Below are 22,657 nucleotides of genomic sequence, written 5' to 3' on the forward strand. Positions count from 1 at the left end.
GCCGGACCGGCTCTCGCCACCGGCGCCGGACCTGGCCCAAAGGGACTTCACCGCCGACGCTCCGGACGAGAAGTGGTGCGGCGACATCACATACGTGCGGGGCGCAGCCACGTGGCTCTACCTCGCCCGCGTCATTGACATCCCTTCCCGCCGAGTACTCGGCTGGTCGATGGCCCCGCACATCCGAGCCGAGCGTGTCATCGACGCGCTCCAGAACGCGGTCGCGGCCCGTGGCGAAAATGCTGCCGGGGTGATCTTCCACACGGACCGCGGATCGCAGGACACCTCGGCCGCGTTCGCCCAGGTCTGCGACCGGTACCGCGTCCGCAGGAGCATGAGCAGGGCCGGCTCACGCTATGACAACGCCCCGGCCGAGAGTCTCTGGCAGGGGCTGAAAAGGGAGACGACGTACAGGAAGCTGTTCTTGACGATGCGGCAGGCGAGGCTGGAGATCTTCCAGTGGCTCACCTACTACAACGCCCGCCGCCACCACAGCACGCTGGGCCACCTCTCCCCGCCGGAGTTCGAACAGCAGCACCACAGGACAGCTAAACCCTCACTCGCAGCATGAACCCCTGTGTCCACACTCCGGGGGTTACCTCAATCAGTCCCTTGATCTCGATGAGGTCGAGCACCGCGGACAACGGATCGCTCTGCATACGCACACCCTCGCAGATTCCGTACGATCGCGAAGAAAGTTCGAACGAGCAGGCATTCACCGTATGGAGAAGCGCGGGCACAGTGAAGGCATGCCCTCCTTACCTCGTCCGCCCCTTCGGATCAACGGAACCGACGTCGACCCGCCCGACGACCCGCGCGTCTCGCTGCTGAACCTGCTGCGCGACCGGCTGCATCTGCACGGCACGAAGAAGGGATGCGATCAGGGCGGGTGCGGTGCCTGCACGGTTCTGGCCGACGGTGAGCGCGTCCTGTCGTGCCTGACGCTGGCCGTCCAGTGCGCCGGCCGGGAGATCGTCACAGTCGAGGGGCTGGCCGACGAGGAACAGCTGCACCCGCTGCAGCAGGCGATCATCGACCATGACGGACTCCAGTGCGGCTACTGCACGCCGGGACAGATCTGTTCGGCGATCGGTATGGCCGGCGAGCTGGACCGGGGTGTACCCAGCCACGTCACCGCCGACCTCTCCGCCGACTCGCCCGCGCTCACCCGTGATGAGTTGCGTGAGCGGATGAGCGGGAACCTGTGCCGGTGCGGAGCGCACAACGGCATCGTCACCGCCATCGCGCAGACGTACGCGGAGGACCGGCTGAAGGCACCACGACGCCAGCCCGCAGGGGCGGCGCGATGAAGCCGTTCACCTATCACCACGCCCGGGACGTGGCCGACGCAGTGCAGTTCGGCGGCCTGCCGCACGCGGCCTATCTCGGCGGCGGGACCAACCTCGTCGACCTGATGCGCGTCACCGCCGCGCAGCCGACCTCGGTCGTCGATGTATCGGACCTGCCCGCGTCCATCGCCGAACGCGAGGACGGTGGCCTGTCGATCGGCGCGGGCGTCAAGAACACCGCGCTCGCCGAGCATCCCGCCGTACGCACCCGATTCCCGGTCCTTGCCCGGGCCATCGTGGCGGGCGCCTCGGCGCAGATCCGCAACATGGCGACCGTCGGCGGCAACATCATGCAGCGGACGCGATGCCCCTACTTCTACGACGTCAGCGGATCACGGTGCAACAAGCGCCATCCCGGGCAGGGCTGCGACGCGGTCGAAGGACTGAACCGCGGCCACGCGATCCTGGGCGCCTCCACGGCGTGCGTCGCCACCCACCCCTCGGACATGTGCGTGGCGCTTGCCGCGCTCGACGCGGTCGTCCACCTCGAAGGCCCGGCCGGGACGCGCGTACTGCCCCTGACGGATCTGCACCGGCTGCCGGGCGACCAGCCGCACCGCGAATCCGCCGTGGAACCAGGTGAGTTGATCACGTCGGTCGAGCTGCCCCCGCTCCCGCGTGGCACGTCCTCGGCCTACCGCAAGGTCCGCGACCGGGCGAGCTACGCCTTTGCGTTGGTGTCGGTGGCCGCCGTCGTCCGTGTCCAGGAGGGCACGCTCACCGACGTACGGCTCGCGCTGGGTGGTGTCGCGGCCAAACCGTGGCGCGCCTACGAAGCCGAGCAGATGCTCCGGGGCACACCCGCCACCCGGCAAGTCTTCTGGGCGGCCGCCGAGGCCGAGTTGGAGGGTGCTCGGGCCCTGCGCGACAACCAATTCAAGATCACCCTGGCTCGGCGCACGATCTGCTCCGTCCTCGGAGAGCTGACGGGAGGGGCGGCATGAACCGGCGGGCGCGGGACCGGCAGCGGACAGAGATGCCGGGCGCCATCGGCCTTGGCCCGCAGAGTTGGGCGCCGGGTGGTGATCCGGATCCGTTGGCCGTCCGCCGCGGCGGGAGGATTGGCGCCGCCACCTCACGTATCGACGGCGCTTTGAAGGCCCGGGGGCAGGCACCGTTCGCCGCCGAGTTCGTGCTCGACGCCGTGGCGTACGCGTCTTTGGTGTTCAGCACGATCCCCAAGGGACGTATCACCGTGCTGGATACAGCCGCTGCCGAGGGCACGGCCGGCGTGGTGCTGGTGATGGATCACCGCAACGCCCCGCTCATGCGTCCGACGCCCGTGGTGGGGAGCGCGCCGAAGGCCTCCGGCGGTGATGATCTGCCGGTCATGCAGGATGACCTCGTCCACTGGAACGGCCAGCCCGTCGCGCTGGTCCTGGCCGAGACCCAGGAGCAGGCCGACCACGCCGCCTCCCTGGTCGAGGTGGGCTACGAGGTGGGGCAGGCGACCACCACCCTCGCGCAGGCCACGGCCAACGGCACCGAGCCCGGTGAGGTCTTCGGCATGCCTCTGCATGTGGAGATCGGCGACGCGGAGGCCGCGCTGGTGGCCGCGCCCACGAGTGTGGACGTCACGTACCGCACGCCGTACCAGAATCACGCGGCCATCGAGCCGCACGCGGCCACGCTGGAGTGGCGCGGTGGGCAGTTGTGGGTGCATGACGCTTCGCAGTCGGTGACGCACAGCGCCTGGTCGCTCGCCCAGGTCTTCGGCATCGACGAACAGCACGTCCACGTCACGTCCCCGTTCGTAGGGGGCGGCTTCGGCGGCAAACTGCTGTGGCGCCACCAGGTGTTGGGGGCGGCGGCCGCCAAGCTCGTGGGACGGCCGGTGCGGATCGCGTTGACGCGCGGGGGTGTGTTCCGGATGGTGGGCGGCCGCCCGTGTACCGAACAACGGGTGGCCTTGGGCGCCGACGCCGAGGGCAGGCTCCGCGCCGTCGTACACACGGGAACGTCGGTGACCACGCGGTACAACGTGGCGTCCGAGCCGTTCACGCTGGGGACGATGAGTGCCTACGCGGCTGGCAGTTTCCTGCTGGACGTGCAGGTTGCGTATCAGGACATGGTCGCCAACAGCACCATGCGTGCCCCGGGAGGTGCCGTCGGCACCTTCGCTCTGGAATGCGCCATGGACGAGCTCGCGGCCGAACTGGCCATGGATCCCATCGCGTTGCGCATCCTCAACGAGCCCGACAAGGACCCGGTCAGCGGCAACGCTTTCTCTTCGCGCAACATTGTCCAGGCCTGGCGCGCGGGGGCGGACCGCTTCGGCTGGGACCGCCGTCACCGGGTGCCCGGCACTGTCCGCGAGGGCGATTGGTTCGTGGGCATGGGCTGTGCCACCGCCTCACATCCCTACGTACGCCAACCCGGAGGCGCCGCCCGCATCACGCTGACCAAGGACGCGCACGCCACCGTAGAGGTCGCGGCGCACGACATGGGGATGGGGACCGCTACGGTGCAGACGCAGATCATCGCGGACCGGCTGGCACTCGACCCGCGGCAGATCACCTTCCGCTTCGGCGACTCGGCGCTGCCCGGTCTGGTCATGGCGGCCGGCTCGCACCAGAACGCGTCCATCGGCGCGGCGCTCGTCGCGGCTCAGCGTGCCCTGGTCACCGAGCTGCTGGACTTGGTCGGCGACCACCCCTCACCGCTGACGGGGCTGACCGCGCATCAGGTGGGAGCGCTCGACGCAGGCCTCGCCCACCTCGACGAATCCGGCCGGCACGAGAGCTACGCGGCCATCCTGAACCGGTCCGGCCGCGACCGGATCACCGTCGAAGCCGACGCGCCGCCACCCGCCGAGATGGGCGGCTGGTCCATGCACTCCCTGGGAGCGATGTTCTGCGAGGTACGCGTCCACGCCGCCACCGGCGAGACGCGCATCGACCGCTTCCTCGGCTCGATGGACTGCGGGCGCGTGCTGAACGCCAAGACCGCAGCGAGTCAGATCCGCGGCGGCATCATCATGGGCATCGGCCTCGCCCTCATGGAGGAGACCCACTTCGACGGGCGCACCGGCCGCGTCATGAACCCGAGCCTCGCCGAGTACCACATCCCCGTACACATGGACGTGCCCGAGATCAACGTGATGTTCACCGACATCCCCGACCCGCACGCTCCGGTCGGCGCGCGCGGCATCGGCGAACTCGGCATCACCGGCACCGGCGCCGCGATCGCCAACGCCATCTACAACGCCACCGGCAAACGCGTCCGCGACCTTCCCCTCACCCTCGACAAAATGCTCTGACCACACCCAGCCCGGCGCCACGGCCCGTAGCCGGAGGACGAGTTGGTCACTGCTGAGCGGCTGACCGGGGAGCCGCCTGGGGAAGAGCCAGGTCCCTGGCGCATCTACCAGCGTGTGACCGCGCCGACTGGCGATCAGTTCCTCCATCACCCGGTCGGGGCGGGGGCGGGGTCGTCCGCGACCGCCCCGGGGGCACGGACGGCCTCCATCACCGTCTCGAACATGGTGGAGTCGTTGACGTTGCCCGGGGTGGTCAGGAAGGACAGCGCCAGACCGGGGCGGTCCACCACGAGGTGGACCGGACAGGTAGGTGGCGGCGAGCGCCAGTTCGGCTCCGATGCCGAGACCGGCGACGAATCGGGTGATGACGATGATCAGTGGGTTCGGCGAGAGGCCGCCGAGGAATGACGCCATCGAGTAGATCGCCAGGTTGAGGAGAAAGGCGCGCTGTCGGCCCAGTCGGTCGGCGAGTCGGCCGAACAGGATGGCGCCGAGGAACTGTCCGGCGAACGCGCTTGCGAGCACCGCCTTCAGCGTGCTGATCGACAGCCCGAAATCGGTCTTCAGCACGACGGATATCGTGCCGGCGAGGAATATCTCGTAGATGTCGAAGAACAGGCCGAGACCGATGATGACGACCGCGATCCTGTGTGCGCGAAGGACGGGCAACCGGTTGAGGCGTGCAGCGATCGTCGCGGAGTTGTGAGCGGAGTCGCTGGAGGGCCACGTGGAAGATTCAGCCATGGGCAACCTTGCGGAGTGGAGCATCGCGGGGTGCGGTGTCGTGGTTCGCGTACACCGTTCAGAAGTCGTGGTTATCCACATACGCCCCGTTTGCACCATCTGGTGCCTCATGCGCCCCGCGATGCTTGAGTCCACCGACACGGTCCAGCCGAAGTCGTCACCGGCGTCGGCCGCTTCGGGTGTCGGCCCGAGCGCTCGTCACGGCATGCGTGTAGGGGGGATCGGTGATGATGCCCGGACTGTACGGTGACGCCTCCAGGTGCCGGCGGGTTGTGTTCCTGCTCCGCTGTTCGCGACAGGTGGGAGGCAGGAGTGGTCAGAAGCCCTGCTGTGACGCCGGGATGGGCTGCCGCCGCGCCGCGCCCCTGAGAGGGGTGCGGCTGGTTCGCCAGGGCCGGCCGGGAGTCAGGGAGCGTTCTGTCGCTGGGTGCGGCAGGTGACCGTGGTCAACCGCTCTGGTTGGGTGGAGGTCCACTCGCCGAAGCCGGTCGGGGGGCGGGGGGCGGGGCACACCCTTCCTGACCGCACGGAGACGACCCCGCCATGACTGGTGACGGTGAGCCCAATGGGGCGCAGTCTTCACAGTGCGGTTCGTGTGCGGGGCCGTCCCACGTGTCGCCCGCGGTCGTAGCGGGCAGAAGACGGCAGGTCAGCGCTGTGGCGGGGTGACGCCGCTGAACCAGTTCAGGGCGCTCGTGGCGGTGCTGACCTCACGGTCGCCGACGGCGGTGAGGGCGTCGAGGGTAGCGAGCTGATCCGCAGTCAGAGTCAGTTCCGCGGCTGCGGCGTTCTCCGCCATGAAGGCGACGCGGCGGGTACCCGGTATCGGGGTGACGTCCGGGCCCTTGGCCAGCAGCCAGGCGAGTGCGATCTGGCCCGGGGTGGCCTCGTGCTGGGCGGCGATCTCCCGTACGACTTCGACCGTGTGCATGTTGCGGTCGAAGTTCTCGTCCGAATACCAGGGCAGGTTGCGGCGGTGGTCGTTCTCCGCGAGATCATCACGCGAGGTGATGGTGCCGGTCAGAGCACCGCGGCCGAGCGGGCTGCTCCGGTGCACGAACAGCCCGGAATCCCGCCACGACCCCGCGGTCGCCGCCGTGCACCTCGCGAAGGCGGGACTCGCCGACCAGTTCGCCGTGTACGAGCGGGAAGGTGTCTGGCACTTCGCGGCCGGCTCGGCCGTGACCGTCACCGCGGACGCCGACGGCATAGCCGCCCGGGCCGACGGAAGGACCTGGACGTCCGGTGTCGGCAACCAGCCGCTGGGGGCGTTCGCCGAGGCCCTCGCCGCTCTGGACAACGCGGCGTGCGGCGAGCGTCACTTCTACGGCTGGGCCGCCTTCGAGCTCGCGCACTTCCTCCACGGTGACCCGGCGGCAGGCGGCACCGCGCCCCTGTTGCACGCGCTGGTTCCGTGTGTGGAGGTTTCCCTCACGAGCGACCGGGCCGTTGTCCGAGCGTTCGACGAGGCATGGGCGCAGAAGGTTGGTGATGTTCTCGCCGAACCTTCCGCGGTGCGCGTCACGGTCGACGAGGTCACGCCGGCCGAGGCCGAGGGCATCATCGCCGCGGGCACTGCGCTCTATCGAGAAGTGGTCGCCCGTACCGTCGCGGACATCCGGGCGGGACATCTGGAGAAGGCCGTACTCTCCAGGAAGGTGCCGCTGCCCGCGGGGCCCCGCACCGACTTCGCCGCGTCCTACCTCGCGGGCCGACGCGCCAACACCCCGGCCCGCTCCTATCTGCTGGACCTCGGTGGGCGCAGGGCGGCCGGGTTCAGCCCGGAGACCGTGCTGGAAGTCCGGGAAGACGGACGGCTCAGTACCCAGCCGTTCGCGGGAACCCGCGCGCTGGGTACCGACCCGACGGAGAATGAACGCCGTCGGACAGAACTGCTCACGGACCCGAAAGAGATCCATGAACACGCGGTCTCTGGGCGCCTGGCCTGCGACGAGATGGACACGGTCTGCCGGCCCGGCTCCGTGGTGGTCGAGGAGTTCATGACGGTGAAGCCGCGCGGGTCGGTGCAGCACCTGGCCTCGCGCGTCACCGGCCGACTGCGGTCAGGGGCCGGACCGTGGGACGCGTTCGCGTCGCTCTTCCCCGCGATCACCGCCACAGGCGTGTCGAAGCGAGCTGCTCTGGGCGTGCTGGCCCGCTACGAGGAGGGGCCCCGTGGCCTGTACGGCGGGGCGGTGTTCCGGGGGAGCACCGACGGCTCACTGGACGCGGCCCTGGTCCTCCGTACGCTGCTGGGAGAGGGAGACGACGTCTGGCTGCGCGCGGGAGCCGGTGTCACCGGGCAGTCCCTTCCCGAGCGGGAGATCGAAGAGACGTGCGAGAAGCTCCGCAGCGTCGCTCCCCATCTCAGGTATGCCGACGGCTGACGCCTTCCCGCCGACACGAGAAGCGGGCCCGGACCAACTGGCGGCCCGGGTCCGCGGTCCGGGCCCGTCCATCTGCCAGGAGGGTGGTCACCACTGTGCGCGTTGTCCTTCCCCGCAAGGGGGGAGCCGAGCCGGCGCCCACTACTTCTGGTCGGACCCCAGGCTTAAAGGTACTTGTGTGAGGAAATGATTACGTCCGAACAGTTGTCGGGGTTGGGGTCGACCTGTACCAAGGGAGAGGTCCTGTCGTGGGGGAGCACCTTTTTCTGCGGCCTCGACTGGAGCCACCGCTCACGTCACTGCTGGACGACGGAACGTTCCTGCACTCGCTTGTGGATGCGCTCGGCTCGCCGCTCAACGTGCTGCTGCCGGAACGGATGGCCGAGAACGCACACAGGTTCCAGGCCGTCTACCGCGAGCACCACCTGGCCGGGAGGGTGTACTTCGCGCACAAGGCGAACCAGTCCAGTGCCCTGGTGCGGCGATTGGCGGCGGAGGACCCGGCTGCCATCGGTGTCGACGTGGCCTCGCTGGGGGAGCTGCGCCACGCCCTGGGCTGCGGCTTCACACCGGACCGGATCATGGCCACCGGCCCGAAGGACCCGGACTTCCTGTGGCTGGCGGCTCGCGTCGGGGCGACGGTGAACCTCGACTCGCGCGGCGAGCTGGAGCAACTGGCCGAGTTGGTGCGGAAGTACGCCCTTGCCCGGGTCGATGTCCTGCTGCGGCTCTCCGGTTTCGAGTCGGCCGGAGGCCCGGAGGAGCCCGGCGTGCGGCTGCTCTCACGGCGTAGCCGCTTCGGCTCGCCCGCCGGGGAGGTGGGTGAGTTGCTGTCGGCGGTCGAACGGCACCGTGACGCCGTCGAGTTGGCCGGTGTGGCGTACCACCTGGACACGACCGGTCTCGCGGAGAAGGTCCGCGCGTTGGAACGCTGTGTGATGGTGATGGACGAGTGCCGTGCACGGGGCCTGGCGCCGCGTGTCGTGGATATCGGCGGTGGTTTCGGGGTCGGTTACGTCACCGACGCCGCTGAGTGGGACAGCTACACCACCGCGTTGACCGAGGCTGTGCTCGGCACCCGTCCGGCCCTGACCTGGCGCGGGCACGGCTACGGTTTGCGGAACGAGGGCGGCACGGTGCGCGGGAGCGCGGCGCTGTACCCGGCGTACCGCCCCACCGCCGGGCCCGGCTACCTCGACGAGTTGCTGTCGTCGCCCGCCCCCACCCTGGGGCGTCCGTCGTCCACTCTGCTCCTGGAGCACCTCTACGACCTGTACGCCGAACCCGGCAGGGCACTCGTCGACCAATGCGGACTCTCGCTGGCCCGGGTCCTGGACGTACGGCGTACGGGGGAGGGGGCCGAGGAGTATCTGGTGCGCCTCGGCATGAACGCCGGGGACATGAGCCTGGAGGAGCACGGTGTCCTCGTCGACCCCATCCTGCTCCCGCGCTTCGCGGCGGGAAGCGACAGCGGTGAGGGACCGGTGGGGGTGTATCTCGTGGGCAATCTCTGCCTGGAGGCCGATCTGATCACGCGCCGCAAGGTGTTTCTCCCCCGGCTGCCGCGTGTCGGTGATCTGCTGGCGTTCGCCAACACCGCGGGCTACGCGATGGACTTCCAAGCCCACCGCGCCCAACGGCAGCCGGTGGCCCGCACCGTGGCCGTCGTACCGGAGGGCGGCTCTTGGCACTGGTGTCTGGACGAGGAGTACTGGCCGATCACACACCCCGGGGGAGCGTTGTCATGAGGTACGGCAGCATCACGGAGGCCATCGGCAACACGCCGCTGGTGCGCATCGACCCGGCCGTGCACGGCCTGCGCCACATCGACCTGTACGCGAAGCTGGAGATGCTCAACCCCTTCGGTTCGGTCAAGGACCGGCCCGCCTGGAACATGGCTCGCCCGTTTCTCGAAGGCGTGGCCGAGCGCGATGAGACGGTCGTGGAACTCTCCAGCGGCAACACGGCCAAGGCCCTCGCCCTCCTGGCCGGGATGCACGGGGTGCGGTTCAAGAGCGTGACCAACCGGATGCGGGTGCCGGAGATCAAGGAGTTGCTCCTGCTGCTGGGCGCCGAGATCGAGGAACTGCCCGGGCAGAGCGAGTGTCTCGACCCGACCGACACGGACGATCCGCTCACCCGTTTCCATCAGGCGCTCTCGGAGCCGGGGAGCGCGTATCTGCACACCGATCAGTACTTCAACCCGCGCAACACCGAGGCGCACGCGGCGGGCACCGGCCCGGAGATCGTCAAGGACCTGGACGGGCGGGCGCCCGACTGGTTCATCGCCTGCGTGGGCACGGCCGGTTCGTCGACCGGGGTGGCGAGCGTGCTGCGTGAGCACGACCCTGAGGTACGGGTCCTCGGCCTGGTCGCCCACAAGTCGGACTTCATCCCCGGCATCCGCACGATCGACGAGGTGCGCCAGGTCGGCCTGTTCGACCCGGCGACGTACGACACGATCGAGTCGGTCACCTCCGGGGAGGCCATCGACGGCATGCTGACCCTCATTCGCCGCTGCGGACTGCTGTCCGGGCCGACCGGAGGCGCCGCCTATCAAGGCGCGGTGCGTCATCTGCGGCTGGTGGACGCCGAGTTGGCGGATTCGGAGCGCCGCCGGACAGCGGTCTTCATCGTCTGCGACCGGGCCGAGAGCTACCTGAGCTATGTGCGGCAGAGACGCCCCGAGCTCCTGGGCAGGCCGCGCCGCGGACATGACGCCTCCGCTCTCACCGACGCCGAGGTGCGGGCCGGGGCCAAGGTCATCGACAGCGGCGACGCCCGCCGGTGGATCGCCGAGGGAGAGCCGTCCCCGCTCGTCGTCGATCTGCGGGGCCCGCACGCCTACGCCGCGCTGCACATCGAGGGGTCGGTCAACATCGTCGATGAGCTCTTCGACGAACTCGTCCGCGCCGGGCTGCCCTTCAGCAAGCGGCGGCCGGTGCTGCTGGCCTGCCCGGTCGGCGAGAAGTCCGCCCGGTACGCCGCGCTGCTGACCCGCATGGGGCATCCCGATGTGCGCAGTCTGGCCGGCGGCATCGTCGCCTGGCGGGATGCGGGCGCGCCGCTGGTGCGGGAGTGAGTGCCGTGCGTCCCCTCGATGAGGACGAGCAGGCCGATATGGCCGACTGGCAGCGGGAGGTGCGGGAGCAGTTCCCCATCATCACCGCCCACCCCGATCTGGCCTACCTCGACAGCGGGGCCACCTCCCAGAAGCCCCGGGCGGTACTGGAAGCGGTTCAGTCGTACCTCACGACGTCGAACGCCAACGCGGGGCGGGGCACCTACCCGTGGGCCAACCGGACCACGGAGCTGGTGGAGAGGACCCGGCGCCGGGTCAAGGAGTTCCTCGGCGACCCGGATCCGCAGCGCTCCGCGGTCCACTTCACCAGCGGCACCACCGAGGGGCTGCGCATCATCGCCCGCGACTGGCTCACCTCGTATCTCGGCGACGGCGACGAGATCCTCGTTCCCTTCGCCGACCACCGGGCCAATCTGGACCCCTGGCTGGAGGCTCAGCGGCTCCTGGCCGGCCGGGGAATCGACGTGCGCGTGCGGGCACTGCCGTACCAGGCCGAGTCGGGCGACTACGACCACCGGGCGCTGGAACAGGTCGTCGGCCCTCGTACCCGTTTCGTCGCCGCCACGCACGTGCACCACGTGTACGGCGCCGACATGAACGTGCACCGCATCCGCGCGGCTGTCGGCCCTGACGTACCGATCTGTCTGGACGCCGCCCAGAGCGTCGGCCACCTGCCGGTCACCGTCGACGATTCGGCGCTCGACGTGGACTTCATGGTCTTCTCGGGTCACAAGGCGCTCGCGCTGCCCGGTACGGGCGCGGTCTGGTCGCGCAACGCCCGCGGCCCGGTGTTCGAGCCCGGCGGCTGGCGGGGCACCCCCAACACGGTGGGCATCGCCTCGCTGGAAGCCGCGCTCGACTGGCTGGACGCGGTTGGCCCGGACCGGATCGCGCGCTGGACCGCCGCCCTCACGACCCGGTTGACCGACGGACTGCTGCACTTCGCCCCGTACGAGATCCTCGGCTGCCAGTCGAGTCTGGCCGCCGGCTCGTCCCTCCCCGCCGCACAGAGACGCCACGGCATCGTCACCTTCCGCCACCGCGACATTCCATCCGACGACCTCGGTTTCATCCTGTTCAGCCACGGCTTCATGGTCCGGGCGGACAGCCTCTGCCAGGCCGGTGCCGACGAAAAGAAGGATGGCTCGGTGCGGGTCAGTCTGCACGTCTACAACACCGTGGACGAGATCGACCGGCTCCTGACTGTCCTGACGTCACTCAACTGAGGCCCACTTGAAACCGACAACCGTTCTCAGGTGTAGATTCGGCGGTGTCCGATACAGGTGAGGTCCGGAAGAGGTGCGCGACCTGATGGGTGTGAGCATGGCGACGGCGGAGCTGTGGGTGGAGCGCTGGGAGCGCCAGCAGCAGCGTTACGCCGTCGACCGTGAGGAGCGGTTCACGGTCATCGGGGACGTGGTGGAGCATGTCACGGCCGACTCCGCGAGGCCGCTCCTGATGGACCTGGGCTGTGGGCCGGGCTCCCTGGCCGCCAGACTCGCCGGGCGGCTGCCGGGCGCCGAGATCGTCGCCGTCGATATGGACCCGGTCCTGCTGGAGCTGGGCCGTACCCATCACGCGGACGCGGCACGCTACGTCGACACCGCCATCGGCGACGACGGCTGGACCGACGAGCTGGAACTGGACCGCCCCCTGGACGCCGCTGTCTCGACGACCGCGCTCCACTACCTTCCCGAGTGCACGCTCCTGGACACGTACCGCCATCTTGCGGCGCTCCTCCGCCCGGGAGGCGTGCTCGTCAACGGCGACCACTTCCCCCCGAGCGGCCCGCTGTGCGCGGACCTCACGGCCCTTGTGGGCCGCCGCAGGGCCGAGCGGTCACGCGCCCACGCGCACGAGGACTGGGAGTCGTGGTGGGAGGACGCGGCCCAGGACCCGGAACTCGCGGACCTGTTCGTCCGGCGCGAGAGCCGCCGGAGCGCCAGGCCGGGAGGCCGCAATTACGACCGGAGCGCCCCCCGCCATGCCGAGCTGCTGCGGCAGGCGGGCTTCTCCCACGTCACCTCGGTGTGGCAGTTCGGCGACAGCCAGGTCCTGGTGGCGGTCAAGGGGTGATGAGCGCGACCCGCGCGTCAAAGGGCGGGCCGGGGCTATGCCGGGACACAAGGCCAACTCCCTGGCCGTACGTCAGAGTGCGAGGCTCATGAGGATCTCGTCACGGTCATCACCGGGGCCCACCCGCAGAGCGCCCGGCCAGCGGCCGACCTCCACCCAGCCCAGTTTGCCGTAGAAGTCCTCCAGCCCCATACCTGCTCTCGCGGTGAGTCCCAGCCGCTCGATACCCATCTCGTCACGAGCGACATGACGGACGTGGCGCATCAGCGCGGCACCGATACCCAGCCCCCGGAACCGGGTGTGCGTCTGGACGTGATTGACCACGCCGCAGTGCGCCACCAGCGGGTGTGTGTCGCGCCGAAGAAGCAGCCACCCTGCCGGCGCCCCCTTCACGTCGGCCACCAGCAGTCTGCCGTGCCGTGGTTCGAGCGTGCGGACGATCTGATCCAGCGCGGCTCCCACCTCGGCAGGTCCGACCGGCGGCAGGCCGAAGCCGTGCGGAATGACCGCACCGCCCGCGTTGCTCACCGTCATCCAGCAGTCGACCAGCTCTCGCCTCAGGTGAGGAGTCAGCTCGTGGGGCCGGGTGATCTGTGTGAACTCAGGTGACCTCACTGCCTCATGTGCTGCCATGACGATCAGCCTGCCAGACGGTGCGGCCTCGGCAACCCGGTCCATCGGAGGTTCACTGCCATCGGCAGCGCCTGCTCCGTCTCACTTGCGAGGGCCGGCAGAGAGCCGGGGAAGCGGTCGGCGAGGAGCCCGACGACGTGGCGGACATCCGTCTGGTGAAGGAAGGGCAGGACGGCCTCCGCGACGAAGAAGTACGGGCCGTCGGCCTGGGCGGCCACCACGTCGGCTCACGCCTCGTCCGTCACCCACCGGTCGAAGAGGCTGGTACGCGGTACCGCGCCGGTGAGGCTGGGCAGTCTGTGCCATGCCGACCTCCCGGATTGAGGTCCGTACCGGGCCGGACGGTGCCGTGGCTGCGACCACCGCCCGACCCGGAGCCTTCAGGGACCCGCGGCGAGTGCGGGGTGCTCGTGTTCGCAGGTGTCGTCGATGCCGTAGGTGTCCCAGACGGGGAACGGGTCGGCGGAAGGCCGGGCCTCGCCGTCCGCCATGAGGCAGTCGGTCAGGGCGGCTCGCAGCGCGTCGGCGTGCAAGTGGGTTCCGATGAAGACCAGTTCCTGAGCGTCGGGACTGTCGGAGTCACGCGCGGCGGAGGGTTCGAAGCGGGCCACGGCGCCGGCCTGTGACCACAGGCCCGTCACGTGGAGGCGGCCTGCGAGGCTGAAGAAGCCCTTGGAGCGCAGAATCTGTCCGTAGGCGCCGCTGTCGAGTTTCTCGGTCACGAACGTCCACAGCCGCCCGGGGTGGAAGGGTGCGTCGGAGCGGAACACGGTGGAGGAGATGCCGTACTCCTCCGTCTCGGGCACGTGGTCGCCATTGAGCTCCATCACCCAGCCCGGGGCCTGCTGGGCCCGCTCCAAGTCGAAGAGCCGGGTGCCGAGGACGTCGCCGACCTGGACGTGGCCCTGAATGGCGGGGACGATCCGGGCGGCCGGGTTGAGGCGGGCGAGGGTCGCCCGCAGCCGGTCGGCGGCTTCGGCGTCGACGAGGTCGAGCTTGTTGAGGACGATGACGTCGGCGAACTCGATCTGGTCCATCAGCAGGTCGCTGACGGTGCGTTCGTCATCCTCGTACTGGTCCAGGCCGCGCTCGACGAGTTCGTCTCCGCTTGCCAGCTCGGTCAGGAAGTTCGCCGCGTCGACGACGGTGACCATGGTGTCCAGCCGGGCGAGGTCGCCCAGCGTCGCCCCGTCGTCGCGCGCGAAGGCGAAAGTAGCGGCCACCGGCATGGGTTCGGAGATGCCGGACGATTCGATGAGCAGGTAGTCGAACCGCCCCTCACGGGCCAGCCGGTCGACCTCCTCGAGCAGGTCGTCGCGCAGGGTGCAACAGATACACCCGTTGGTCATCTCGACCAGACGTTCCTCGGTGTGCGACAGGGCGGCCTCGCCGCCGCGCACCAGGGCGGCGTCGATGTTGACCTCGCTCATGTCGTTGACGATGACGGCGACGCGCAGGCTCTCGCGGTTGCCGAGGACATGATTGAGCAGCGTGGTCTTGCCGGCGCCGAGGAACCCGGACAGGACGGTGACGGGCAGGCGGCGGAGCTGGTCGTACGGCATCGGGCGTCAGCCCCCGGGACGCAGCAGGCCGCGCTCGTACGCCTTCACCAGCCGCTGGGGCACCAGATACGGCACTCCGTCCACGGTGATCGGCATGAGTTGAGGGGGCGTCGCCTTCCACTGTGCGCGGCGGTGGCGGGTGTTGCTTCGGGACATCTTGCGTTTGGGCACGGCCATGGGGACCTCCGGAGGGCGGGTGAGACGGACACTATATGAAAACAGATGTCATTACCAATAGTGTGCGTGGTGCCGAAGTTGACCAGGGCAGGGGTTCGGTGTCCAGGTCCGCCCTCGTGCCGGCCGTGAGCGGCTGCCTGCGCTCTTGGTCGTCTGGCGCGTCGACGATCACGGTTTCCCGGTGATTCCCCATGCCGTTTGTCAAGCAGCGAGAGCGACGGGCGGCGTGGGCTCGTAGCATCGTCCTTCGCGCAGAAGGGCCCAGAGGACGTTGACGCGGCGGCGGGCGAGGGCGAGGACGGCCTGGGTGTGGCGCTTGCCTTGATCAGCTTGTCGAGTTCGGCGATCTGCTGGTCGAGGGCCATCACCTCCTTGGCCGGCGTGTGCACCAGCTGCGCGGTCAGCTTCCCTCCGGGCAGGGTGACGGTCGGCAGCCTGGACGGCGGTCCCGGCGGAGCTGGTCGGTGCTGCGGACCGTGCGGTTGCGCAGCCAGGTCTCCAGCCGCGTGGCGCCGAGCCGACGGGTGGCGGCCGGGGATCAGCCCGGACCAGTACGAGGACTTCAACGGTGCCTTCGGTCGGCCCGACGACACCGACCACGACCCCATTGGAGCACTGGACAGTTGGAGTCCGCGTCCACACTCTAGGGAGAGGTAACCAGCCCGGCATTCCATACCGCCCATCCCTGCTTCGGAAGGTGGCGCCCGTGAAATTCAGCTATGCGATGCTCCCCGACTATCCGCTCCAGGAGTCACTGGCCTCGATCCGGCTCGCCGATGAACTCGGCTTCCACGCCTGCTATGCCGCCGACGAGACCTGGCACAAGGACCTGTGGCTGCTCTTCGCCGCGGCGGCCGGCCAGACCAGCCGGATCCGTCTGGGCCCGAGCGTGTCCCCGGTCACGATCCGGGAACCCACCCTGATCGCCCAGGCCCTGGCCACACTGGACGAGCTGTCCGGTGGGCGAGCGGAAGGCGTGCTGTCCAGCGGGAACTTCGGGCTGCTGGCTCAGTACCGCATTGACTGGGCCCGCAGTCGTCCGTTGTCCCGGGTCAAGGAAGCGCTGCATGTGGTGCGTACTCTGCTGGACGAGGGAGCCATCTCGTACGACGGCGAGTTCTTCACCTACCACGGGCTGTTCACCTTCGCCCGCCCCGTCCAAGAGCGCGTGCCGCTCAAGCTCGGGGCGATGCGCGGGCCCAAGTCCTTCGAGGCGGCAGGCGAGTTGTCCGACGGCTGTCACCACGCGCTGAGCTACACGCGCGAGGCGTACGACTACATGGTGCGGCACATCCGAGCCGGAGCCGAGCGGGCGGGGAAGGACTGGCGGTCACTGGACATCGGCGCCTGGGTCGTTTTCGCCACCGGGCCCGACTCCGCGACCGCCAAGGACGCGGCCCGCAGCATGGTCGGCATCTATGCCTCCTCGATGCCCGAGGAACAGCTCCGCCGCAACGGGGTCGACCCGGGCGAACTGAAACCGGTCATCGATGCCATCGCCGCGGGTGACCTCGCTCGCGGCATCGAGTTGACCACGCCCGAGATCGCCGAACGCCTCTCCATCGCGGGCACCCCCGAGGAGTGCCTGGAGAAGATCCAGCGGGAGATCGCTCCAAGCGGCGTCAATCACATGATCTGCGCCATCACCGACCGCAGTCTCGTCAAGGCCTTCACCGGCCGTGACCTCGCGGGCGCGGCCGATGTGAACACCCAGCTCCGCCTGATCCACGACAAGATCATGCCTGCCTTCGCCTGACCCGTGCCGTCCCCTTACCCGCCTCTCCGCCTTAAACGCCCGGTCAATCCCGGTGACGGAGACCAGAGGGAGGCGGGATGATCGCCCGGAAGTTCGACATGTATAAGCGCGTGAGAAGCGGCAGCGGCTGCGGCTGCTGCCGTCCCGGGGCGTGATCTACTTCATCCTCGCGCTCGCCCTGTTCGAGCACTGCTCCTACCGGGCGGTGTGGGGCAAGCTCACCGCGGCCTTCGGCGTGCTCGCCCCCATACGCCCTGCCACCTCATCCCTGGCCAGAGCGCGGTGCCGGATCGGGACCGCGCCGCTGCGCCGCCTGTTCGAGATCCTGGCCGGGCCCGTCGCCGTCCGCGGCCAGGCCGCTTCTACCGGGGACTGCGCACGGTGGCCCTGGACGGCACCCACCTGCACACACCCGACGAGGAAGAGATCACCTGGCGCAACCCGAAACGCTCCGGGGACACCCCCGAGTTCGGCTACCCCCTGCTGCGCCTGGTCGCCGTGGTCGAGTGTGGCACCCGGGCGGTCCTCGCCGCCGCCTTCGGACCCGAGACCCCGGGCGAACTCACCCACGCCCGGCGACTGCTGGGCTGCCGGAACGCATCCATACTGCTCCTGGCGGACGCCGGCTTCGACTGGGGCCGCCCGGAGTCGGCAATACACACATCGCCGTCGCCCTGGCGGTCGCGGCCTGCCGGGGCCGGCTACTCGATCTACTGGACACCGCTCATGGCCACATCCTGCTCTCCGACGCGGCGACCCTGGATGATGGACTCCTCGTCCTCGACCAGGCCGCCAAGGTGGCCGCGCAGTAGGGACTCGTCCACCAACCGCGCGGTATCGAGGGCATCAAGGCCATGACAGAGGGGCCGACCGAGCCCTGGCAACGGTGACCGGGGAGAGAGACGCGTGAGCGACAACCAGCAGGCCATCACCGAGGACCAGTGGCGCCAGGCCAAGCTGATCTGGGACTACCACCTGATGCACCACAAGCTGCGGCCCGTCGACGTGGCGATCGGGCTGGGCAGTCACGACCTCGGCGTCGCGGCCCACTCAGCCGAGCTGTATCGCGCCGGACTCTTCCCGACCCTGGTGTTCACCGGCGGCAACAGCCCCACCACCGCCAAGGTCTTCCCGCGCGGCGAGGCCGTCCACTTCCGCGAGCACGCCATCGACCTCGGTGTCCCCGCCGACGCGATCCTGCTGGAGCCCAACGCGGGAAACACCGGACAGAACATCACCCTCTCCCGCGAGGTCCTCGCATCGGCCGGTATCGCCCCGACCACGGTGCTGCTGGTCTCCAAGCCCTATATGGAGAGGCGGTCGTTCGCGACCGCCCGCAAGCTGTGGCCCGACGTCGAGATCCTCTGCGCGTCGGAGCCGCTGGAGTTCGAGGACTACGTGAAGTCCATCGGCGACGAGAAGCTCGTCCTGGACATGGTCGTCGGCGACCTCCAGCGGGTGACCGAGTATCCGAAGCTCGGGTTCGCCATTGAGCAGGAGGCCCCGGAGGACGTGTATGAAGCGTACGAATCCCTCGTCCGCGACGGCTTCACCAGTCGCCTCATCGCCTCCTGACCTGCCCGAGCCGGGCGGGCTGTGTGCGATCCACCAGCCGAACTTCCTGCCCCGGCCCACCACCCTGGCCAAGCTGTTCGCGGCGGACTACCGGATCGTCCTGGACGACGTGCGGTTCACCCGCTGCCGACTACCAACATCGAGCCCGCCTCGCCGCCCTCGACGGCCCGGCCCGCCGGCAGTGGCTGACCATCCCCACCCACCTGCCCAGGGCCGTCAGACGCGAAGGCGCGAACTGCGGCGAGTGATGCGGCAGCACGAGATCAAGCTGCCGAGCGCCGTCTCCGGGCAGGGTGCGGGAAGGGCCGGGTCGCCTCGCATCGACAGGTGGACCGCCGGCTGACGTCAGCGGCGTAGGCGTTCCAGTCCCCGGCCGATACAAGAGGATCTGTTCCTTCGAGCGGTGGCTGGTCGGCCACCTCGCCGACATCACCGATCCGGGGCAGGCCCAACTCGTCCGCCGATTCGTCACCTGGGAAGTCCTGCCGAAGCTCCGCACCCGGGCGGACGCCGGACCGGACAGCCGATGCACCCCGACGCCCGCTCGGCTCTGGTGAACGACCCCGGCATCCCCACCGTCGCCGGCCGGGTCGCCGCGATCCGCGAGCACGTCCTGGAGGTGCCCGCCTCTGTCGTCGCCGACGCCCTCGGCTACCACCAAGTCACCACCGCCAAGCTCGCCGCCCAGCTCGCTGCCCAAGCCGGAGGCACCCGGAGCCGGTACGCCTCGGGAGACCACCTACGGTCGCCGGCGGGCCGGACCCCGAGGCGAACTGAGGGCAGGTGAACAGACCTGGTCACCAGCCGCCCCTTGACCCTGCCACCGTGTGAGGGCCGACACTCTGAGCGTTATGTTCACCATCGGAGACTTCGCCAGGCACGGACGTGTTTCCATCCGCATGCTCAGGCACTTCGACGCCATAGGTCTCCTGCGCCCCGCGCACGTGGACCGGTCCAGCGGCTACCGCTTCTACAAGGCGGCACAGCTGTCCCGCCTCAACCGGGTCGTGGCACTGAAGGACCTCGGCTTCACGCTGCAGCAGGTGCAGACGATCCTCGACGAGCACGTCAGCACCGAGGAGTTGCGCGGGATGCTGCGGCTGCGACACGCCGAACTGGAAGCAGCCCTTGCGGAGGCGGCATCAAGCCTGGTCCAGGTCGAGGCAAGGCTCCGATCTATCGAGAACGAGGGTTCCATGCCGCAGGAAGACGTCGTCATCAGGCAACTGCCCGCCATCCGTCTGGCTGAGCTGAGCGGCCGCGAGCTTCAGCCCCGACGAGACCGGCCCGCTCATCGGCCGGCTGCTCGACGAGCTGTGCCGACGGCTCGACTCTGCCGGAATCGTTCCGACCGGCCCCCGCACCGTCTATTTCGAGACCCCCCGGGAAGGTGACTACGGCATCGTCGTGCACGTCGGCCTCCCCGTTCCCCTGGGAGTCATCGAGGGCCCGGACTTCCGGGTCGTCTCGCTGCCCCCCGTCGAGCGCGCCGCCACGATCATGCACCGCGGCATGATCCATGGCCTTTTGAGCACCAGCCAGATACTGGTCCGCTGGGTCGACGCGCACGGCTACCGATTCGACGGGCACGCGCGGGAGGTCACGCTCAACTCCTCGGAGAATCCGGACGAGTGGGTGGCCGAGCTGCAGGCGCCGGTCGTCACGACCTGACCCCGGCTACCACCACGTCGCCACCGGCAAGCCGACAGCCCAAGCCACTGGTGCCTGGAGCCGAAACGTCCCCGGAGATCACCTCAACTGCCTGACGTCCCATCAAGTTTGATGACCCGGCATTCCAGGGCCTCTTCGAGCTGCTGAGGCGTGACGCCTTGCCTGACCCTCATACGGATGCCGTGGTGGATCACCGCTGCTCCTTCGGCGGTGGTGTCGCGGAGGGGGCTGGTCAGCGGGTGGTGAGTCGGCGGCGTTCGAGGATGGTGGCGAGGGCGTAGGCGCCGCCGCCTGCGATGGTGAGGACCCAGTAGAGGCCGGGGGTGCCGAGGAGGAGTGCCGCGGTGGAGGTCAGGGCAAGCCACGTGCCGAGGCTGTAGTGGAGCAGGTTGCGGCGTTGGGCGCCTTCGGCGATGTACAGCAGGCCGACGATGAGTCCGGAGCCGGTGGGCCAGAGCATCGACTGCAGATCGGGCGAGTCGAGGCTGTTCGTCAGTCCGGTGATGGTGAGGAACAGGGCGGCGAAGGCGGTGACCCAGGCGGCGCCGAGCAGTTTGCCGGAGAGGACGTCGTCGGGGTCGGTAGCGGCGCGCTGCGCTCGCGTGGCGGCGACGGTGGCCTGGACGGTACCAACGACGAGCCCGGCACCCAGGACGGTCATGGGCAGCCAGCCGGGCAGTTCGAGCAGGGGGGTGTCGCCCTGGGAGAGGGCGGCGGCGCCATGTCCGAGCACATAGGCGAGCCCGAAGCTGATGTATGTCGCACGGTTGTCGACCTCACCTGTGGGGCGCGTGGCGGCGGACTTGGGGGTAGCGGCGCGGTGGGGGCGGTGGTGGACAAGGCGGAGACCTCCGGGGTTCTGGATTCAAAGCAAGCCCACGGTTGTGAACTTGTGCGTTATGTCTCGTGGTCGTGCGCATAGGTTCGGGAAGGGCCGTGCCAGGGGTCGGGCCAAGGCATGACAGCGAGGCCACGAGGGCCGTACCCGATCGGCGGGCCAGGGGAAGTCATGGGCTGTGGCGCGCTGGTGGGCGAGTCCGTGCAGGCCGAGCCAGCGTGCGATCGTGTCGGCGCAGGGGTCGGTGCTGGTCGAGTACCCGGCGGTGACGTATTCGGTGAGGGTGTCGGAGCGGATCCGCAGGGCGTCCGCGCCGAGGGGGGCCAGGTCCTGGCCGACGGTCCCGCCGCCGGTGACAGGGGGGTTCGCGAGGTCGCCGAACATGTCGCGGTAGCGCTCGGGGTGCGCGTCGGCGAAGTCGAGACAGGCGATACAGGCGGCGTGCAGGCGCTCTTCGGCGTCGTCGCCGATGTCGTCCACGGCGGTCCTGAGCCGGCCGGACAGGTCGGCGAAGGCTTCGCGGACTACGGCGAGAGGATGGCCGGCCGGCCGGGGAAGTGCGGGTAGATCGAGGGAGCGCCGATCCCTGCCGTCCGGGCCACAGCGCGCGCAAGGTGACGGCCCGTTGGTCGCCGCGGTCGAGGAGGTCATTCGCGGCGGCCAGGATGTCGGCCCTCAGTCGGCCACCCTCGCCTCGGCGGTTCCGCGAACGGAGGGTGCGGCGGGGCGACGACGCGTCGGCGTCGGCGGCGAGGGGCACTGCGTCACGTTCCAGGGACGATGACGACTTTCCCGGCGACGGTGCGGGATTCGGCGAGCGCGAGCGCCGAGGCGGCCTCGGCCAGCGGGATCCGCTGGGCGATCTGTGGGATGAGGGAGCCGTCGGCCACCAGTCGCAGCACCTGGGTGAGGTCTTCGTTCATCCGCTGCTGCCAGGACTTCTGGCAGCGGCGCTTGCCGGCCCAGAAGTTGTAGAAGTGTGCGCTCCTGCCGTTGGGCAGGGAGTTCCACGCCGCCAGCCGCGCGAACAGCTTCAGCACCGGCAGCTGTGAGTTGCCTTCGTCGTCCTTGGTGGCCGCGGTGCCGTAGGAGACCAGCGTTCCGCCCCGGCGCAGCAGCTGCCACGACTGCTCCACCCCTGCGCCGCCGACGTGGTCGAAGACCGCGTCCACGCCGTCCGGCGCGATCTCCCGGATCCTGGAGTACAGGTCCGGGTCGCGGTAGTCGACCGGGGTCGCGCCCAGTTCACGCACCATCGTGTGGCGGCGTGGCGACGCCGTGCCGATCACCGTGATCCCGGCGTGGCGGGCCAGTTGTACGAGGGTGGAGCCCACGCCGCCGTTGGCGCCGATCGCGCCGGTCTTGGTGACCGCGGCGAACCGGCGTCCCACCAGCGCGGCGTCCACCTCCGGGCCGATGGCCGTCACAGTGCCGACCACATCGTAGCCGGGCACGTCACCGTCGAGCGGCCGTCGTCGGTGGGAAAGGCAGCACTTGGCTGGAGCGGGTCCGGCCTGTGTGCTCCGGACCGTGCCGCCTTCGGCTCAG

The 22,657-nt window shown here is 69.5% G+C and carries 20 protein-coding genes and 6 pseudogenes; 15 read left to right on the top strand and 11 right to left on the bottom strand.

The window, feature by feature from the left end; genetic code table 11:
• The 4 genes from ACIRQP_RS38295 to ACIRQP_RS38310 form a co-directional block, all read left to right on the top strand.
• On the top strand, window positions 1–571 hold a 571-nt coding region (locus tag ACIRQP_RS38295), incomplete at its 5' end, for an IS3 family transposase (protein ID WP_403899310.1).
• Between the two features lie 178 nt (window positions 572–749).
• Window positions 750–1,310 (top strand): (2Fe-2S)-binding protein, encoded by a 561-nt coding sequence (locus ACIRQP_RS38300; RefSeq protein ID WP_403899312.1) that lies wholly within the window; start codon window positions 750–752, stop codon window positions 1,308–1,310.
• The gene (locus tag ACIRQP_RS38305) at window positions 1,307–2,293 is read left to right on the top strand and encodes an FAD binding domain-containing protein (protein WP_403899315.1); all 987 of its coding nucleotides are present in this window, start codon (window positions 1,307–1,309) and stop codon (window positions 2,291–2,293) included. Before ACIRQP_RS38300 ends, ACIRQP_RS38305 begins: the two co-directional genes overlap by 4 nt.
• 149 nt (window positions 2,294–2,442) lie before the next feature.
• Window positions 2,443–4,608 (top strand): xanthine dehydrogenase family protein molybdopterin-binding subunit, encoded by a 2,166-nt coding sequence (locus tag ACIRQP_RS38310; RefSeq protein ID WP_403899317.1) that lies wholly within the window; start codon window positions 2,443–2,445, stop codon window positions 4,606–4,608.
• Between the two features lie 146 nt (window positions 4,609–4,754).
• Here ACIRQP_RS38310 and ACIRQP_RS38315 read toward each other — a convergent pair whose 3' ends face one another.
• From ACIRQP_RS38315 to ACIRQP_RS38325, 3 genes and pseudogenes are all read right to left on the bottom strand, one after another.
• The gene (locus ACIRQP_RS38315; RefSeq protein ID WP_403899319.1) at window positions 4,755–4,898 is read right to left on the bottom strand and encodes a hypothetical protein; all 144 of its coding nucleotides are present in this window, start codon (window positions 4,896–4,898) and stop codon (window positions 4,755–4,757) included.
• A gap of 22 nt (window positions 4,899–4,920) precedes the next feature.
• Window positions 4,921–5,463, bottom strand: a pseudogene (locus ACIRQP_RS38320) (MFS transporter); the annotation flags it as partial.
• Between the two features lie 538 nt (window positions 5,464–6,001).
• The gene (locus ACIRQP_RS38325; RefSeq protein ID WP_403899321.1) at window positions 6,002–6,409 is read right to left on the bottom strand and encodes an aldo/keto reductase; all 408 of its coding nucleotides are present in this window, start codon (window positions 6,407–6,409) and stop codon (window positions 6,002–6,004) included.
• On the opposite strand from ACIRQP_RS38325, the gene ACIRQP_RS38330 reads away from it, so the two are divergent.
• The 5 genes from ACIRQP_RS38330 to ACIRQP_RS38350 all read left to right on the top strand — a co-directional run bounded on the left by ACIRQP_RS38330 (window position 6,363) and on the right by ACIRQP_RS38350 (window position 12,897).
• Window positions 6,363–7,739, top strand: coding sequence for a salicylate synthase (locus ACIRQP_RS38330; protein ID WP_403899323.1), 1,377 nt, complete (start codon window positions 6,363–6,365; stop codon window positions 7,737–7,739). The two genes, ACIRQP_RS38325 and ACIRQP_RS38330, sit on opposite strands and share 47 nt — an antisense overlap.
• A gap of 248 nt (window positions 7,740–7,987) precedes the next feature.
• On the top strand, window positions 7,988–9,487 hold the full coding sequence (locus ACIRQP_RS38335; protein ID WP_403899324.1) for a Y4yA family PLP-dependent enzyme: 1,500 nt from the start codon (window positions 7,988–7,990) through the stop codon (window positions 9,485–9,487).
• The gene (locus tag ACIRQP_RS38340) at window positions 9,484–10,821 is read left to right on the top strand and encodes a pyridoxal-phosphate dependent enzyme (RefSeq protein ID WP_403899327.1); all 1,338 of its coding nucleotides are present in this window, start codon (window positions 9,484–9,486) and stop codon (window positions 10,819–10,821) included. The genes ACIRQP_RS38335 and ACIRQP_RS38340 overlap by 4 nt, the downstream gene beginning before the upstream one ends.
• 38 nt (window positions 10,822–10,859) lie before the next feature.
• The gene (locus ACIRQP_RS38345; RefSeq protein ID WP_403899401.1) at window positions 10,860–12,047 is read left to right on the top strand and encodes an aminotransferase class V-fold PLP-dependent enzyme; all 1,188 of its coding nucleotides are present in this window, start codon (window positions 10,860–10,862) and stop codon (window positions 12,045–12,047) included.
• A gap of 85 nt (window positions 12,048–12,132) precedes the next feature.
• Window positions 12,133–12,897 carry a class I SAM-dependent methyltransferase gene (locus tag ACIRQP_RS38350; RefSeq protein ID WP_403899330.1) on the top strand — a complete coding sequence of 255 codons (765 nt, stop codon included), beginning with the start codon at window positions 12,133–12,135 and terminating at the stop codon, window positions 12,895–12,897.
• 72 nt (window positions 12,898–12,969) lie between these two features.
• On the opposite strand, the gene ACIRQP_RS38355 is transcribed toward ACIRQP_RS38350, so the two are convergent.
• From ACIRQP_RS38355 to ACIRQP_RS38375, 5 genes and pseudogenes are all read right to left on the bottom strand, one after another.
• Entirely contained in the window at window positions 12,970–13,530 is a 561-nt protein-coding gene (locus ACIRQP_RS38355) for a GNAT family N-acetyltransferase (protein WP_403899332.1), read from the bottom strand.
• 5 nt (window positions 13,531–13,535) lie between these two features.
• Entirely contained in the window at window positions 13,536–13,751 is a 216-nt protein-coding gene (locus tag ACIRQP_RS38360) for a hypothetical protein (RefSeq protein WP_403899335.1), read from the bottom strand.
• A 159-nt stretch (window positions 13,752–13,910) separates the two neighbouring features.
• Entirely contained in the window at window positions 13,911–15,092 is a 1,182-nt protein-coding gene (locus ACIRQP_RS38365; protein ID WP_403899338.1) for a GTP-binding protein, read from the bottom strand.
• A gap of 6 nt (window positions 15,093–15,098) precedes the next feature.
• Window positions 15,099–15,269, bottom strand: a complete 171-nt coding sequence (gene rpmF / locus ACIRQP_RS38370) for a 50S ribosomal protein L32 (protein WP_403899340.1) — start codon at window positions 15,267–15,269, stop codon at window positions 15,099–15,101.
• 201 nt (window positions 15,270–15,470) lie between these two features.
• Window positions 15,471–15,807: pseudogene (locus ACIRQP_RS38375) on the bottom strand (hypothetical protein); the annotation flags it as partial.
• 168 nt (window positions 15,808–15,975) lie between these two features.
• Between ACIRQP_RS38375 and ACIRQP_RS38380 the strand changes: the two are divergent.
• The 6 genes and pseudogenes from ACIRQP_RS38380 to ACIRQP_RS38405 all read left to right on the top strand — a co-directional run bounded on the left by ACIRQP_RS38380 (window position 15,976) and on the right by ACIRQP_RS38405 (window position 20,271).
• On the top strand, window positions 15,976–17,025 hold the full coding sequence (locus ACIRQP_RS38380) for an LLM class flavin-dependent oxidoreductase (protein ID WP_403899342.1): 1,050 nt from the start codon (window positions 15,976–15,978) through the stop codon (window positions 17,023–17,025).
• A 124-nt stretch (window positions 17,026–17,149) separates the two neighbouring features.
• Window positions 17,150–17,791: pseudogene (locus ACIRQP_RS38385) on the top strand (transposase domain-containing protein); the annotation flags it as partial.
• Window positions 17,792–17,931: 140 nt separating this feature from the next.
• Entirely contained in the window at window positions 17,932–18,600 is a 669-nt protein-coding gene (locus ACIRQP_RS38390) for a YdcF family protein (RefSeq protein WP_403899344.1), read from the top strand.
• A gap of 19 nt (window positions 18,601–18,619) precedes the next feature.
• Window positions 18,620–18,809, top strand: a pseudogene (locus ACIRQP_RS38395) (WbqC family protein); the annotation flags it as partial.
• Window positions 18,810–19,126: 317 nt separating this feature from the next.
• Window positions 19,127–19,387 carry a hypothetical protein gene (locus ACIRQP_RS38400; protein WP_403899347.1) on the top strand — a complete coding sequence of 87 codons (261 nt, stop codon included), beginning with the start codon at window positions 19,127–19,129 and terminating at the stop codon, window positions 19,385–19,387.
• A 64-nt stretch (window positions 19,388–19,451) separates the two neighbouring features.
• A pseudogene (locus ACIRQP_RS38405) lies at window positions 19,452–20,271 on the top strand (MerR family transcriptional regulator).
• 232 nt (window positions 20,272–20,503) lie between these two features.
• Here ACIRQP_RS38405 and ACIRQP_RS38410 read toward each other — a convergent pair.
• From ACIRQP_RS38410 to ACIRQP_RS38420, 3 genes and pseudogenes are all read right to left on the bottom strand, one after another.
• Window positions 20,504–21,004, bottom strand: a complete 501-nt coding sequence (locus tag ACIRQP_RS38410) for an ABC transporter permease (protein WP_403899350.1) — start codon at window positions 21,002–21,004, stop codon at window positions 20,504–20,506.
• 132 nt (window positions 21,005–21,136) lie between these two features.
• Window positions 21,137–21,589: a TetR-like C-terminal domain-containing protein gene (locus ACIRQP_RS38415; RefSeq protein ID WP_403899352.1), complete on the bottom strand. Its 453-nt coding sequence runs from the start codon at window positions 21,587–21,589 to the stop codon at window positions 21,137–21,139.
• A gap of 284 nt (window positions 21,590–21,873) precedes the next feature.
• A pseudogene (locus ACIRQP_RS38420) lies at window positions 21,874–22,563 on the bottom strand (zinc-binding dehydrogenase); the annotation flags it as partial.
• Window positions 22,564–22,657 lie beyond the last annotated feature (94 nt).

Origin of the sequence: Streptomyces sp. NPDC102274 (assembly GCF_044766385.1) — a bacterium.
Lineage (GTDB): Bacteria > Actinomycetota > Actinomycetes > Streptomycetales > Streptomycetaceae > Streptomyces.

Bases quoted from the DNA above. Each gene is read 5' to 3' on its own strand.
- rpmF (WP_403899340.1), bottom strand. From the start codon at position 15,269: ATGGCCGTGCCCAAACGCAAGATGTCCCGAAGCAACACCCGCCACCGC.
- ACIRQP_RS38330 (WP_403899323.1), top strand. From the start codon at position 6,363: ATGGTGCCGGTCAGAGCACCGCGGCCGAGCGGGCTGCTCCGGTGCACG.
- ACIRQP_RS38400 (WP_403899347.1), top strand. From the start codon at position 19,127: ATGCACCCCGACGCCCGCTCGGCTCTGGTGAACGACCCCGGCATCCCC.
- ACIRQP_RS38365 (WP_403899338.1), bottom strand. From the start codon at position 15,092: ATGCCGTACGACCAGCTCCGCCGCCTGCCCGTCACCGTCCTGTCCGGG.
- ACIRQP_RS38355 (WP_403899332.1), bottom strand. From the start codon at position 13,530: ATGGCAGCACATGAGGCAGTGAGGTCACCTGAGTTCACACAGATCACC.
- ACIRQP_RS38350 (WP_403899330.1), top strand. From the start codon at position 12,133: ATGGGTGTGAGCATGGCGACGGCGGAGCTGTGGGTGGAGCGCTGGGAG.
- ACIRQP_RS38300 (WP_403899312.1), top strand. From the start codon at position 750: ATGCCCTCCTTACCTCGTCCGCCCCTTCGGATCAACGGAACCGACGTC.
- ACIRQP_RS38345 (WP_403899401.1), top strand. From the start codon at position 10,860: ATGGCCGACTGGCAGCGGGAGGTGCGGGAGCAGTTCCCCATCATCACC.
- ACIRQP_RS38305 (WP_403899315.1), top strand. From the start codon at position 1,307: ATGAAGCCGTTCACCTATCACCACGCCCGGGACGTGGCCGACGCAGTG.
- ACIRQP_RS38340 (WP_403899327.1), top strand. From the start codon at position 9,484: ATGAGGTACGGCAGCATCACGGAGGCCATCGGCAACACGCCGCTGGTG.